Origin of the sequence: Campylobacter subantarcticus LMG 24377 (assembly GCF_000816305.1) — a bacterium.
Taxonomy (GTDB): domain Bacteria; phylum Campylobacterota; class Campylobacteria; order Campylobacterales; family Campylobacteraceae; genus Campylobacter_D; species Campylobacter_D subantarcticus.
Genome location: NZ_CP007773.1, coordinates 1012398 through 1026746, shown reverse-complemented (window position 1 = coordinate 1026746; position 14349 = coordinate 1012398). Strand labels below are relative to the sequence as shown.

Sequence of the window (14349 nt, the reverse complement as noted above, 5' to 3'; positions counted from 1 at the left end):
AAATGAGTGGTAATAAAGATATTTACGAGATTTATACTTCTAATGGACTTATATTAGAAGTTGATAAAAATACAAATCAAATTATATTTGATAAAAGAAAAGATGGGCGTGAAGTAGGCAAATACACCCAAGAATATTCTAAAGCTTTGTTTGAAGCTGATCGTATATTAAGAAACTCTCTTTACAAAGACTATCAACCTAGATATTTAGATCCTAATCTTTACACAGGGCAAAGTTCTACTTTGCTTGAGTTTAAAGATTGGCAAAGTATTTATTTAAAAGATCCTATAAAAGGAGCTATAGCTCCTTGGACTAAAGCAGAAAAAGCTTATTATAAATCTTTAAAAACTAAAAGAGAAAGATATAAGTATTTAGTTATAAGAAGTGGATTAAGAAGTACTGTTATAGATATACCTTATGAAGCTATAGGAGCTGTAGATGAAAAAGGAAATGTAGATCCTAAATATGAAAAATTATATAGAATAGTAGATGATAATAAACATAATCTAAGATCAAGTTTATTTCATAATGAATGGGGTATGGCAGCAGGAATATTAGGTGATTATAAATATCTAGCTAATGATATGTCTCAAAATGGTTTTAATGCAAGATTTATCCAAGCTACTATACTTTATATACAATTAAGTGGAGGAAGTAGTATATTAGATAAACCTAATTTATTAGGTGCTATTTATGGTTATGCAGATATTGCTGTAGGAAGCGGTTTAGTAGGAGTGCATAAAAATCCTTTAAGAGAACAAGAGATTAAAACCTTAGCTAAGACTTTAAAACCTGATGAATTTGGTATGCTTCCTTTTATAGATGAGATTATGGGAGTAGATTGGGTGATTGATTATAATGAATATCAAATTTCTGAAGATGAATTTGGAGATATATATAAAGCCTTAAGAAGTGATGTGGTTGAGGGTAAATTAAAAGATCCAAGGGATGTAGATTCTACTTATGAAAGCAGAAGAGAATTTGATCGTTATATGGATGGGTATTCTAATGGTATGATTAATGCTTATGGTTATGATATTCCAAATGATTGGAATGATGCACAATTAAAAATAGATTCTATGATTTTAACTGCCAAACTAGCAGCCCTAACTCCACCTCAAGGCTATCCTAATGCACCAAGATATTTTACCCCCGAAAAACTAGAATGGTATTATAAAAGACATAAACTTGATAGACTCCTTGATCCAAGAATTCCTGCCATATATAGATATAATTTTCCGCAAGAACTTCGAGCTAAAATACTAGCTTATGCTAAAGAGCATAATATAAAAGAGTAATTTAATCAAAACAAAAAAATATTTAAAGTAAAATTAAAATAAAAGGACAAACAATGCAAAAAATACTTCAAATTGATTTAGAAAAAAGAAAAGCTTTAGAGAATTTAAAAAATTTAAGCTTATTGGGTTTTGGTGGGGTTATGTTATTTAATCTAAATAAAGATAATTTGATTAAAGATAATGATATTTTTTCTATGCATAATATGAATCATTTTTTGCAACTTAGTTTAGATCAATTTTACATACCTAATGCTTTTTTAAATATTTTAGAATTTTTACATATTAAAAAGCATACTAATATAAAAGAATCTTTTTATATCAATATCTTAATCAATAGTGATACATATTATAAAAACCCTTTATTGCAATATAATATTAATAGAACAATTTCTAAAGATGATAATATCATTTATGCTTTAAAAAATAGTTCTAGAATAAATCAAGCTTTTAAAAACTTAAAAGAATTACAAGAAGCATTATTAAAAGAAAATATATTTTTAAATTTTATAGATTTAAATAGTAAAGAAAGCCTTTTAAGTTTTTATAATCAAATATTAAGTAATCATCACCTTAAAACTTATTTGTATATAAAAGATAATCAATTTTTTATTAAAGAAGATATAAAAAATCAAATTTTATTCAATGGTATTAACACTTCTTCTATTATAAGTAGTTATCTTAGACTATTAAATGATTTTAATACTTTAAGTAAGATAGAACTTGTAAATATATTAGAGAGTTTAAGTTTATACAATCTTTCAACTTTAATGCAAGATATACAAAAAAGAAACTTAAAACTAGAATATAACTTAAAAAGCTTTGATAAAGATAGTATCTTTTTATCTAATATGATTATGAATATGAGGTTGAAGTAAGGTAGGTAGAAAGTAGTAAGTGTGTGGTTTATTAATCAAGCCTTTAAAAACCATCTTTAATAAAGTGTTTGTATTCATACATTATATTTTATTGCTAAAATTTATAAAAAGTGATGAAAAATATACAGGACAAAGTTACTGATGAATCCTAAAGAACTTATTACCCAAATCAAAGACTATGCTGATATAGCAGATGCTAGTTATGCTATGCTTGATTTAATCGATGAGAATGATGAAAAAGGTTTTAGTGGTATGCTAAATATAAAAACTAAATTTTATTTATACTAAGGTATTTGAAATAATATACTTTAAAAAGGAGTATCAAATGAAAATCACAATGATAATTCTAAGCTTGTTTTCTTTAGTATCTTTAGGTGCATGTGCTTTTAAAGAAAATAAAGCAAGTGAATTAGAAACTCTTGCAAGTAATTATGGTGGAATTTATATTTTTGATAAAAAAATAAGAGAAGAGATATTGGAAAATGAAAGAAAGATAAAAGAATATAATCAATGGATTAATAATATATCTGCTTCTGATGAAGAGTTAAGAGCTAATATTAAAAAGTATGATGTAGAAAAAAAATTCCCTCAAGTCCTTTCTAATGGTTGTAAATATTATCGTAATGATTATAATTATGATGTAGATGATCCTGACTATGATTTTAACTTCGATAATAAACCCGAATTTGCATACTATGAAGATCAATTTAAAGCATATATGGGTGAAGAAAACTATAAAAAATTAAGACCTTATTTAGGTATGACAACTTATTATGTGTGTGAGGGTAGAAAATATCCTGTTGTTTTTGCTACTATGATAGATTATAAAGTAAAAAGCTATGGATTATTTGGAGATGAAGGAAGAGGATTTAGCTTTTCTAGCATTAGTCGTAAAAGTGCAGGAGGAGGATCTTTTCATTATTTTACTAATAATAAATTTATAAAAAGTGATGAAAAATATACAGGACAAAGTTACTGATGAATCCTAAAGAACTTATTTCTCAAATCAAAGACTATGCTGATATAGCAGATGCTAGTTATGCGATGTTGTAATATGTTTGGGAAAATATAGAGCAAGATGAAAAGAATAATATTTATAAAGCAGATAAACTTACTTTTGGTGATAAATTAAAGCAATATATTGTTATGAAAAATAGTAAAGGGGAAGATATTGTAAAACCTAAAAATACAAACACAGCTTATGCTTATGCTATACGAGCTCGTTTTGAACAAAATAAAATAGTTAAATAGAATCTAAATATTGTATTTCTCTTATAAATACTTGTTTTGATAGTAAAGAAATAACATTGGATAATGATATTAGTAGGGTAGGATTAAATGATGCACTGAGTAAAAGAACTATTGATTTTGTAAATAGATTTAAACTTTTAAAACATCAGCCCAACACTACAAGTGGCTTTAGTGCTACTTTATTTTATGATAAAGAAAAAGATAAATTTTTAGGAGTAAATTTGCAAATTCCTATTTATTCTAAACTCAAAGCAAAACTAGAAAGCAAAGGAATAGACAATATATCAAGCGGACAAATTGCTTGGTTTGTATGTAGTGTAGGGATTTTTATCATTCCTATGGTATATTTTTATATCAGTAACAATTATGATCAATTCACTATTTTATTTTTTATGCTATTTATTTTTATATTGAATATGCTTTATATTAAAAATTTTTTTGCATTATTGTTGCTTGTGATATTAATATTTATATATATGAAATATCATGAGTTTATCTATAATTTTAAAATTTTATTTTTTATTTTTGCACCTATAATTTTTATCTTTTTAAGAGCTTGGAGAATTTTAATAACTTTTTTATGTGGATATATTTTTTTAGTGGCTATGGTATATATATTTGAGTTATTAGGAGGATTTTATAAATGAAATATTATGTTACGATTTATATTGATCCATTGGTGGAATGTTTTTTGGATTTTAAAAATCAGTGTTACTGGCAAAGAGAAGATTTCACTCACGCTTTCTTAGGACTTACTAAAGATAAAAGTCCTGATGAGTTAGATAAAATAGATGAAACATTAAGACAAGAATGTCTTAAAAACAAAGAATGGGACATGATAGATCAAAAATGGTATGAAGTTAAAGAGTCTAAAGAACTCAATGGTGGTTTTTTTGGGCTTTGGAATTAAAATGAATTCTGTTAATGTTACAAGCAATAAGATGTTAAAAAATAATCAATATATAGTAAGGGAATATCTATGAATAACAAATTTAATTTTGCTAAATTTGTATTAGATTGTTTCGCTTGTTGCGGATTGACTATAATATCTTATTTCATATTTTTTTTACCTATTATTTATTTTATCAGATTTATTTATTTAATAGGAATAAATATGGATATTTTAAATGGATTTGGCGACTATGCCTTGCTTTTTACATTGTGTCATATTGCATTTTTTACTATTTGGTTTTTATTAGAAAAGAGAAACATTATAAAATATAAAATTCATAAATTAAGTTTTTGGATAGTATTTGCATTTGCAAATAGTTTTTGGTGGTATTTAGCTTATTGGTTAGCAAATAGAGGGTTTTATAAATGAAGTACTACGCAACGATTTATATCCACCCTATGGATTGGAACATTCCTCACGCCTTTTTAGGACTTACCAAAGATAAAAGTCTTGATGAGTTAGATAAAATAGATGAAACATTAAGATAAGAATATCTTAAAAACAAAGAATTTAAATTAATTAAAAGTATCAAGTAGATTGGTTATAATAAAACAATTTATCTATATTAGGAGTAAATTTGCAAATTCCTATTTATTCTAAACTCAAAGCAAAACTAGAAAGCAAAGGAATAGACAATATATCAAGCGGACAAATTGCTTGGTTTGTATGTAGTGTAGGGATTTTTATCATTCCTATGGTATATTTTTATATCAGTAACAATTATGATCAATTCACTATTTTATTTTTTATGCTATTTATTTTTATATTGAATATGCTTTATATTAAAAATTTTTTTGCATTATTGTTGCTTGTGATATTAATATTTATATATATGAAATATCATGAGTTTATCTATAATTTTAAAATTTTATTTTTTATTTTTGCACCTATAATTTTTATCTTTTTAAGAGCTTGGAGAATTTTAATAACTTTTTTATGTGGATATATTTTTTTAGTGGCTATGGTATATATATTTGAGTTATTAGGAGGATTTTATAAATGAAATATTATGTTACGATTTATATTGATCCATTGGTGGAATGTTTTTTGGATTTTAAAAATCAGTGTTACTGGCAAAGAGAAGATTTCACTCACGCTTTCTTAGGACTTACTAAAGATAAAAGTCCTGATGAGTTAGATAAAATAGATGAAACATTAAGACAAGAATGTCTTAAAAACAAAGAATGGGACATGATAGATCAAAAATGGTATGAAGTTAAAGAGTCTAAAGAACTCAATGGTGGTTTTTGGGGTTTTGGAACTGGAATTGCTAATGTTGCAGAATCTCTTATAGGATCTCCTGGTAAAGTATTTAACAATAACCAATATGTATTAGATAACAATATTGATAAAAATTGTTATATTATTAAAAAACTAAGAAGCCCCCAAACTTTCAAACCTTCTAATCGCTGTTCTTTAGAACTTTCTAAAGAACAATATGAAAGCTTACTTGTAAATATTAAAAATGATTTTAATACTACAAAAGAAATCACACCTAATAGCGAAAAGCCAATCAATGAAGAATTTACCTATAAGCTTCTTGAAAATAATTGCGTTACTTGGGTTATTCAAAAACTTTCTGATATAGGAATAGAGCTTATTGATGATAAATATAAAGTGCCTGGAAATTTGATAGATATCTTTGGATTGATCAAATCTCTTCACTCTATCTTTTTGAAATTTCAAAACATTGATGATAATTTACAAAGTGTAAAAGGCGCAAGAGCTTTTATTACTTGGACTAGATCTATGCTAGATAATAATTATATATGTTATGTAAATCAGGAAAATTTAGAAAAGAAAACACAAACTTTTTGTAAAAAAGATATAGAAAATCAAAGATATTATGAAAGTATTAAAAAATTTTATAATGAAATCTCTCAACTTAAAAGTATATATAATAAATTAGATTTTTGTTTGGAATCTATCACTAAAAAATTTAATACAAGCATAAAAGGCGATTTTGAATTGATTTATTTCGATAGAAAAGATAGACAAATTAAACTTTTAAAAGCGAGTAATGATTATGAAGTTATTGCGATACAAGATTTAGATTTGAGTCAGAAATACAATAATTTTAGTGTGAGTAAATTTTATCCTTTTATTTTTATACCTAAAGATGAAATGATTTCAAGAATGCTTTATCATAAATATGATTATGGTAATATCTCACAAGAATATCAAAAAGATAGAAATGAATTTTATTTTAATGTTTTAGCAGGAGAAAAAAGCGATAAATATTGGAGTCTTAGTTATCATAAAATGACTAAAAATTTAAGGAAAATTCATGTCTCTTGAAAAAGTAAAAGAAACAATTTTTGCTTATGATAAAGAAGTGATTGATTGTGAAATCTTAAGGGCTAAAAATGTTGATTTAACTCATTCTAAAAATTTATTTCAAAGGTGTATTACTTACAGGCTCTGCTGAACTTCCTAATAATCCCTTTTACTTTGGAGAATTAGATCAAGATAATACTATAAAACAAGATACACCTAGTTATTATTTTTCTCCTAAAGATGAAAATAGTGGCAAAGGAAAACTTAGCATCTTTTATAAAAATGATGAACTTTGTTTGCTTAATTATTCTATTATAGAAAATTCTTTAAATATCAAATTAGAATGTTTAAGCAAGCAAAGCTTAGAGTATAAAGATTTAATTTCAAACACTCTAAAAGAACAAAAAACCATACAAATAAATAAAAAACAAGCTATAGCTAAACTTCATGCCCTTTTAGAAAATCAAAACCTAGAATGTATCCATGGAGGTAAAGTCATACTTAAATCAAACAAAGGAAAAACTTTTAAAGATGATGGTGTGCCTATTATGTTAGAAAGTGATTTGCTTAATTCTAGCATAAGCGGTTGTCCCAATACTATGGGAAAGGTAAGTTATCCTTGCACTAAGGTGGTAGATGTTAAAGGCTCTTTATCTCAAAAGAAAGTCAATGATGAATACGCAATCTTACAAGAACTCATCTCAGCTTGTGTCACAGATAAAGGATATCCTTTAAAAGTAAGCTTTGTACCTACTAAGTTTAAATTTGATCATAGTTTTAATCCTAAGGAAGGCTTAGTAAAGCAAAGCAAAAACCAAACAAAGCTAAAAGAGCCTAAGTTAAGAATATATTATAAAGAACATAAATATCAAAAAGATAATCTTTTAATCACTAATTTATACCTAAATGATACTCTATATCAAAACGAACAAGGTTTAGATCAATTAGAATTATCTAAAAACGATTTATTTGATTTAAATGATGTCAATATACTAAATACTCTTAAACAAGACTTTAGTAAAAACTATGATTATAAAGAGTGTAAAATTACACTTGGTGTGCATTTGTTAAAATTAATCTTTATTATCCCAAAAAATATCGCTAAAGTTTATAAAAGTGCTTATAAAGAATTTGAATATAAAGATTTAGGAGCAGGGTATTTTAAAGAGCTTTTTGAATATCATAAAGATTATCGAGAAAAAGAAAATATTATACATTATAGAGTTTTTTTAACCCCTGCTAAAATGCAAAAGATTGAATTTGAAATTGCTAAAGGTTTAGATGAGTGGCTTGATAATGAAAATGTATGTTCGTTTAATATTTTAACTAAGGATTATTTTAAGGCAAATGATAAAGATATGCTTACAAGTGATAATATAAAAGATGATATAAATACCACACAAACTCACATCAATGAAAATTATAACAATACCCAAGAACTCATTCCTGATAATGTGATAAGAATACAAACACAAGATGGCAGTGGAGAGTTTATTGAGATAATATTTGATGAATTTAAAGAATGGGAAAAATCATCAAGTGGAGCTATAAAACCTTTATTTGCTCCATTAGAAGGTATAGTGGAAGATATTCCAAATTCACTTGAAAATATTGGCATTACTAGCGATACTTTAGCAATGCTTGGTGCAGTGAAAAATCCTAAAAATGTAAAAAATATTACTAAGAAAAAATCATTGACAAAGAATGAAATTTTAAATGAAATTAAAAAATTAAAAAAATCTCATAATAGAATTTATTTAGTAGGTGATATAAATGAATTGATGGTTTTATGGGACAAGTTAACAAAAAATTATCAAAAAGAAATAATGGAAACAAATAGTAAAGGAATTAGAATTATAAGAATTTTAGAAGATGACACAAAATTAATGTTGAGAAATTATTCAAGCAACAAAAGTGACAATATGCCCACGATAGATACTAAAATTAACAATAAAGATTATAAAATACATATTAATAACCTAGGAAAACCTTAATGAAATTTAAAGTTTTAGAAACCATAAATGCAGAATTATTTCCACAATGGGATGTTTTGCTTGATTTGCATATAAATTCATTTCTTGATATATTTTCCACACATAAACAAGTAAATAAAAATGATATAACAGAGATTGTAGAGTATAGTTTTTTATGTGATTTCTTAGAATGTAGTGATTATGCAGAATTTTTTATGATTTTTAATCTTTATACAAAAGATTATCAAGGTGAATTTGTAAAAGTATTTACAAAATTATTTCTAAATGATTTAATTGATTTTTATATAAACGATGAAAAACAAAATACATTATCAGCTTATACCAAAGATAAAGATAAAAATTGGAAATATTTTTTAGATAATTATATCATTAAAGAGTGTTTTTATATAGATGATTTTTGTATTGCTTCTTGGGATATTCCAAGTAGTTGGAATAAATATAATATCAATGCAATTATTACCCCCAAAGGCACAAAATACTTCAAAGAAATCTTAGCTCCTAAATTTTACAACAAATACAAAGATCTAGAAGTAGAAATTGATGATAAAGGTAATATTATAAGGTGGATTGGAGAGATTAATAGATGATTTTACTTAAATTTTTATTTAAATAAAAAATCTTAAGCCAATATTTACTTAAAGATAGATAATGAAAAATAAAGAATTTGCTTGTCATTATATTTATCATCAAAACGAGCTTAAAAACTTGATAGATAAATATTGCAAACAAGCTAAAAATATAGTTTTATATTGTAATAATTTTTCAAGAAAAAATATACTAAATTTAGCACTAACAGATTATGATATCGCTAAGGATTGTTATTGTAGTTTAGATAAATACTTATATGATACTCTTAAAATATCTGCTTATAAAGGAAAAAAAGTTCAAATTTATGATTATTCTTATGAAAAATTTACTGATTCTAATAAGCTTAGCAATAATCTCCCAAACTTTACCATCGCTCCTTTATCTTGCGATATGACAAGCATTTTAGATGATTTTGTAAAAGCCTTGGGAAAATCTGAAAATCAAACTATTTCAGAAGCTATGACACAAAAACTAGAAAAAGAGAACAAAAATATTAATTCTTTAATCATTTGCATTAATGAGAAATTAAAAATCCCTATACTTCAAAAACTAAAATCATTCGATGAATATCAAAAATTAAACGAGTATAAACTAAATGAACAAATAGAGCTTGTCTTTAATGAATTAATACAAAATATTAAAGATATTCATGCAGAAGGTTATAATCTTGTATATAAGAAAATCATTAATGCTTTTCTTGGTATTGTCAATATCTTTAGATTGAAAAGCTTTTTAACAAAAACACAGCCATTGTTAGTTATTAGTGATAGTGCTTTTGAGTTGATAAAAGCTTATAAAGAAATTTCAAAGTGGAGTGAAGATAAATACTCTTATGCTATTTATAATGCTATTGTGCAACTACTCATAAGTGATATTGGTTATATTTTTACTCTTTTTGAAAACAAAATTGATCATTACACTTTGATCATAGATCATAAAATTCTTTTTGATTTTTCAGGCTTTGGGACAATAAGGAACCAATCATTAGCATATCATAAGCAAGATCTTGCAATTTATCTTCAATCAAACGAAGAAATTTTTAAAGATTTTCACAATAAAAAATTCTTAAAGCTCATCACTCAAAATTCCAAAGAAGAATTAATATTGCATAATAGATATTCTATTAAAGAGGCACTTAAAAAACAAATGTCCCTTGATCAAAACAGGCTAAGCTATATAGAAAGTCCGTATTTTAACTCTATTGCGCTAGCTCAAATCATAAAAGATTTAAAGAGTGAAAAAAACGAATCTTATTATGCAAAAAATTTTCTTATCATTACAAATGCTCCACAAAAATTTAATGCAGGACTTCATCAAAAGCTCACAGAAGAAATTTTTGAAAATACCATCATTTATCCAGATACCATAGAAGATGAAACACAAAACGATATTTTAATCAAAGCTCCAAAAGACTACGATGCAATGATAGATTATAGTAAATATAAAATCGATATTATTGATAATGAAAAAGATGCCTTTGTGCTTTCTTTAAGTCCTTTTATTTGCTTAAATTATCAAACCTATCAAGGCTTTGAAGATACAGTAAAAGAAAAAGAAGAGTTATTTAAAGATATTGCAGATGACAATCTAGAAAATATATTTCAATATATGAATTTTATAAAAAATCCTAGTAATATCAATAAAATATATAATTATCATTATTTACAATCTATTTTTTATCAAGCAAATAATAAAAAAACTTTCTTAGAAAAACAAAAGCAATACTTTCAAGAAGGCATAGAATGCATAAGAACTTATATAGATAGTATCACCCATATTGCACAGCCTAAAATAGGTACTTACACAGGTGTGGTATACAAAGGAGAGAGTTTTGTAAAGAAAAATGTATTTACTATCACAGATGTGATTTTACTTGCTTTAACTTATTATACGATAAAACATTTTTATTCTTTTATTCAAACTGATTTCCAAGCTTGGTGGAAATTGTTTTCAAATTGTGAAAGTATACAAATAGAAGAGGAAGAAAGTATTGATATACTTCCTACAAATGTCTTTTTAAATATAAATGAAGAAAAAATTCCCCTATGTTTTTCAAAACAACAAAAGGCTAAACTCGCAAAAAATGAAATTTTTTGTATAGAAGAATTTGTGGATTATTTAGAACAATTAAAAGATCATGAAATTAGTGGTGAGGAAGATAGACAGTTTTTATCTTCCCTAAAAGAGCCTCAAAGTGAAAATCATCAAACCCAAGATGAAGCAGTGGAGTATAATCTAAAACAAATAAACGCATTGATTGAAAAAGAGAAAATATCAAACAAAAAAATCGATAATGAACTTGATGAATTGATAAAAGATATAGAAAAAAATAATATAAATAAAATTCCTTATAATCCGCAAAAAACTATAGTGGCTATGATGGATGTTTTTATAGATAAATTCTTTCCTTTTGCAGATTTTTTAAGAGCAGATGAATTTAAATTTGCTAAATTGCTTAGTAAAACCATTCTTAATTTTTTAACCCTTAAAGCACAAAAAGCTTTTTATGAAAGTATAGGTATAAGTTATTTATTGTTTTTGATGATGAATTCAAGTATTCAAATGAAAAAGGTTAAAATACAAAATCAAGAACAATTTAACAAAAGACTTAAAAGACTAAATAAAATAGCTTTATTAGAACTTTGCTATATGCAAAAAAATAAAAACAAATACGAAGCTATTATGCTAGTAGATGATCCAAGCTTTAAAGAGTTAAAAAATCATGATGGTTTTAAAGATATAACAAATATCAGCAAAAAACAAATTTTTCAATATAAATTTAATTTTACTTTAAAAAATATTCGTAGTATTGCCAAAGAATCTTTCATATCTTTACCTCAAGCTGTCATTACAGATTTGATCAATCAATTATGGATTAGCGCATATGAACAAAGTAAAAAAGAACACGAAAGATTGCAATTTTTAAATTTTGCTCATAAATATAACCCTCCTTATGTTTTAGTAAAAAAACCTACAAATGCACAAGAAGGATTCATCTCTTATCCTATGTTTATTAATAATACTTTTATTTCTTTTAATTTTACTTCTATGTTTACAGGGGGAAAGCTACAAACAGGAGGTTTGGGAGAGAAAGAAGCTTTATTTATTTATCATAAAGATGTAGGCGGCACAAAAAGGGTAAGAAATTATCTTTTAAACAAACTTTTTGCGTATTTATGTTTAGATGAATTAAGATCAAAAACTGGTGATTTAAAAACCATAGAGGATATAGACTTTTTTAATACCTATTCTTATTTACATGATTTAGCTATAAAACCAAGGCTTTTAAAACTAAAACACGAAGAAGATTTTTTAATCTCTGATTGTCTTAGTAAAACTCAAAAAGAAAACATACAAAAATATAACCAAAAACTACAAGCTATTAACAACGATGAAGCAAAAAGGGCTTTGTATGATGAGTATAAAAATAGAGAAGTAAAAGGTTTATCAGCCATAGATGCTTATCATCAATGTATGGATTATTTAGAAGATATGGATAATGATGTATTTAACACTAAAGCAACAAACAACACCCCTGATCCTTTAAAACATAGAAATTTCTTAAGGGCTTTAGATACCATAGGGCAAAATAATATTAAGGCTTTGTATGCGGGAGTAAATAAAAAGAGTGAGAATATGCAAAAACAAAAAACAGATGAAGAGGACACGACGACCTCTAATGAAAATAAAAACTCTGAAGAAAAACCACCAAAAATGATAGGCAGACTAGCCACTACTATCATTATGAAAAATGGTTTATGTATAGGCTAATTAAAGAAAGGATAAACAATGAGTGAAACTTATGAGATTTATACACCAAATGGACTTATATTAAATGTAGAAAAAGATACAAATAAAATATTAATTGGTGATACAATTAATAAGCCTATAGATAAGTATGTTGAGCAACATTCCAAAGCTCTTTTCAAAGCCCACGAAATCCTAAAAAACTCCCCCTATAAAGACTATCAACCCAGATATTTAGATCCTAATCTTTACACAGGACAAAGTTCTACTTTGCTTGAGTTTAAAGATTGGCAAAGTATTTATTTAAAAGATCCTATAAAAGGAGCTATAGCTCCTTGGACTAAAGCAGAAAAAGCTTATTATAAATCTTTAAAAACTAAAAGAGAAAGATATAAGTATTTAGTTATAAGAAGTGGATTAAGAAGTACTGTTATAGATATACCTTATGAAGCTTATACCAATGTAGATGAAAAAGGAAATTTAATCAATGAAGATTATAAAGAACTTTATAAAAAAGTAGAAAGCAATAGAGGCTTAGCTCATTTAAGTAATGGATATTTATTTATGAGTGAATGGGAATTGGCAGCAGGGATACTAGGAGATATAAAAGGCTTTGCAAAAGGTGGAGGAGGATTATGGAAAACAGGATTTACCACTAGAGCTTATCAAGCATTATTTCTAGCAGCACAACTAGGACATCAACCTTCTTTAGAACACCAACTTAGTACTTATTCTTCTTCTGTAGCCTTAGCAGGTGGAGGCCATGCTAATGCTTTAAGAGAGAAAATGCTAAAAGATTTTTCTAAAAATCCTCCTTATGATGAATTTGGTATGCTTCCTTTCTTAGATGAACTTATAGGAGTGGATTGGATTATTGATTTAAACAAGTATGATTTTGCTTATGATGAAGCAGGTGATATTATCAGAGCTTTAGATGATGATGTTTTAAAAGGCAAATTAAAAGATCCAAGGGATATAGATTCTACTCCAGAGAGTAGGTGGGAATTTGAATACAAAAGAGATGCTTATAAAAATGGGATGTTAAATGGTTATGGTGATAATATCCCAAGTGATTGGACGCAAAAAGAAGTAAAATTGTGGCTAGATACTTTGGTTTTACAAGCCAAACTAGCAGCTCTAACTCCTCCACAAGGCTATCCTAATGCACCTTATTATTTTAGCCCAGAAAGATTAGAATTTATTTATAAAAAACACAAACTAGATAGATTAAAAGATCCAAGAATTCCTGCTATATATAGATATAATTTTCCGCAAGAACTTCGAGCTAAAATACAAGCTTATGCTAAAGAACATAACATAAAAGAGTAAAAATAATGAATTTCATAACTATACTAGCCACTACTATC

Annotated in this window: 15 protein-coding genes; all 15 read left to right on the top strand. The window is 26.0% G+C overall.

What is annotated here, in order from left to right:
* Positions 1-2: 2 nt before the first annotated feature.
* The 15 genes from CSUB8523_RS05370 (at position 3) to CSUB8523_RS05305 (ending at position 14311) form a co-directional block, all read left to right on the top strand.
* Positions 3-1298 carry a hypothetical protein gene (locus CSUB8523_RS05370; RefSeq protein WP_043019862.1) on the top strand — a complete coding sequence of 432 codons (1296 nt, stop codon included), beginning with the start codon at positions 3-5 and terminating at the stop codon, positions 1296-1298.
* 53 nt (positions 1299-1351) lie between these two features.
* On the top strand, positions 1352-2173 hold the full coding sequence (locus CSUB8523_RS05365) for a hypothetical protein (protein WP_043019861.1): 822 nt from the start codon (positions 1352-1354) through the stop codon (positions 2171-2173).
* 141 nt (positions 2174-2314) lie between these two features.
* The gene (locus tag CSUB8523_RS09955) at positions 2315-2461 is read left to right on the top strand and encodes a diadenosine tetraphosphate hydrolase (protein WP_148308422.1); all 147 of its coding nucleotides are present in this window, start codon (positions 2315-2317) and stop codon (positions 2459-2461) included.
* Between the two features lie 37 nt (positions 2462-2498).
* Positions 2499-3152, top strand: coding sequence for a hypothetical protein (locus tag CSUB8523_RS10215; RefSeq protein WP_235362532.1), 654 nt, complete (start codon positions 2499-2501; stop codon positions 3150-3152).
* 328 nt (positions 3153-3480) lie between these two features.
* On the top strand, positions 3481-4071 hold the full coding sequence (locus CSUB8523_RS10425; RefSeq protein WP_235362531.1) for a hypothetical protein: 591 nt from the start codon (positions 3481-3483) through the stop codon (positions 4069-4071).
* The gene (locus tag CSUB8523_RS09950) at positions 4068-4334 is read left to right on the top strand and encodes a hypothetical protein (RefSeq protein ID WP_043019860.1); all 267 of its coding nucleotides are present in this window, start codon (positions 4068-4070) and stop codon (positions 4332-4334) included. Before CSUB8523_RS10425 ends, CSUB8523_RS09950 begins: the two co-directional genes overlap by 4 nt.
* A 204-nt stretch (positions 4335-4538) precedes the next feature.
* Positions 4539-4745, top strand: a complete 207-nt coding sequence (locus CSUB8523_RS10420; RefSeq protein ID WP_235362530.1) for a hypothetical protein — start codon at positions 4539-4541, stop codon at positions 4743-4745.
* Positions 4742-4864 carry a hypothetical protein gene (locus CSUB8523_RS10555; RefSeq protein WP_256378629.1) on the top strand — a complete coding sequence of 41 codons (123 nt, stop codon included), beginning with the start codon at positions 4742-4744 and terminating at the stop codon, positions 4862-4864. The genes CSUB8523_RS10420 and CSUB8523_RS10555 overlap by 4 nt, the downstream gene beginning before the upstream one ends.
* An 89-nt stretch (positions 4865-4953) precedes the next feature.
* Entirely contained in the window at positions 4954-5379 is a 426-nt protein-coding gene (locus tag CSUB8523_RS05335; protein ID WP_039663824.1) for a hypothetical protein, read from the top strand.
* On the top strand, positions 5376-6674 hold the full coding sequence (locus tag CSUB8523_RS10415; protein ID WP_043019858.1) for a hypothetical protein: 1299 nt from the start codon (positions 5376-5378) through the stop codon (positions 6672-6674). Before CSUB8523_RS05335 ends, CSUB8523_RS10415 begins: the two co-directional genes overlap by 4 nt.
* A complete protein-coding gene (locus tag CSUB8523_RS10345; protein WP_200884857.1) occupies positions 6664-6804 on the top strand; it encodes a hypothetical protein in 141 nt (46 codons plus the stop codon). Before CSUB8523_RS10415 ends, CSUB8523_RS10345 begins: the two co-directional genes overlap by 11 nt.
* Positions 6805-6949: 145 nt before the next feature.
* On the top strand, positions 6950-8647 hold the full coding sequence (locus tag CSUB8523_RS05320) for a hypothetical protein (protein WP_235362529.1): 1698 nt from the start codon (positions 6950-6952) through the stop codon (positions 8645-8647).
* Positions 8647-9234 carry a hypothetical protein gene (locus CSUB8523_RS05315; protein WP_052242991.1) on the top strand — a complete coding sequence of 196 codons (588 nt, stop codon included), beginning with the start codon at positions 8647-8649 and terminating at the stop codon, positions 9232-9234. The genes CSUB8523_RS05320 and CSUB8523_RS05315 overlap by 1 nt, the downstream gene beginning before the upstream one ends.
* Before the next feature lie 61 nt (positions 9235-9295).
* Positions 9296-13006 carry a hypothetical protein gene (locus tag CSUB8523_RS05310; RefSeq protein ID WP_043019852.1) on the top strand — a complete coding sequence of 1237 codons (3711 nt, stop codon included), beginning with the start codon at positions 9296-9298 and terminating at the stop codon, positions 13004-13006.
* Between the two features lie 18 nt (positions 13007-13024).
* Positions 13025-14311: a hypothetical protein gene (locus tag CSUB8523_RS05305; RefSeq protein ID WP_043019857.1), complete on the top strand. Its 1287-nt coding sequence runs from the start codon at positions 13025-13027 to the stop codon at positions 14309-14311.
* Positions 14312-14349: the final 38 nt, after the last annotated feature.

Excerpts from the sequence above, each read along its gene's own strand:
- CSUB8523_RS05370 (WP_043019862.1), top strand. The coding sequence starts at position 3 with ATGAGTGGTAATAAAGATATTTACGAGATTTATACTTCTAATGGACTT.
- CSUB8523_RS05365 (WP_043019861.1), top strand. The coding sequence starts at position 1,352 with ATGCAAAAAATACTTCAAATTGATTTAGAAAAAAGAAAAGCTTTAGAG.
- CSUB8523_RS09955 (WP_148308422.1), top strand. The coding sequence starts at position 2,315 with ATGAATCCTAAAGAACTTATTACCCAAATCAAAGACTATGCTGATATA.
- CSUB8523_RS10215 (WP_235362532.1), top strand. The coding sequence starts at position 2,499 with ATGAAAATCACAATGATAATTCTAAGCTTGTTTTCTTTAGTATCTTTA.
- CSUB8523_RS09950 (WP_043019860.1), top strand. The coding sequence starts at position 4,068 with ATGAAATATTATGTTACGATTTATATTGATCCATTGGTGGAATGTTTT.
- CSUB8523_RS10420 (WP_235362530.1), top strand. The coding sequence starts at position 4,539 with ATGGATATTTTAAATGGATTTGGCGACTATGCCTTGCTTTTTACATTG.
- CSUB8523_RS10555 (WP_256378629.1), top strand. The coding sequence starts at position 4,742 with ATGAAGTACTACGCAACGATTTATATCCACCCTATGGATTGGAACATT.
- CSUB8523_RS10415 (WP_043019858.1), top strand. The coding sequence starts at position 5,376 with ATGAAATATTATGTTACGATTTATATTGATCCATTGGTGGAATGTTTT.
- CSUB8523_RS10345 (WP_200884857.1), top strand. The coding sequence starts at position 6,664 with ATGTCTCTTGAAAAAGTAAAAGAAACAATTTTTGCTTATGATAAAGAA.
- CSUB8523_RS05315 (WP_052242991.1), top strand. The coding sequence starts at position 8,647 with ATGAAATTTAAAGTTTTAGAAACCATAAATGCAGAATTATTTCCACAA.
- CSUB8523_RS05310 (WP_043019852.1), top strand. The coding sequence starts at position 9,296 with ATGAAAAATAAAGAATTTGCTTGTCATTATATTTATCATCAAAACGAG.
- CSUB8523_RS05305 (WP_043019857.1), top strand. The coding sequence starts at position 13,025 with ATGAGTGAAACTTATGAGATTTATACACCAAATGGACTTATATTAAAT.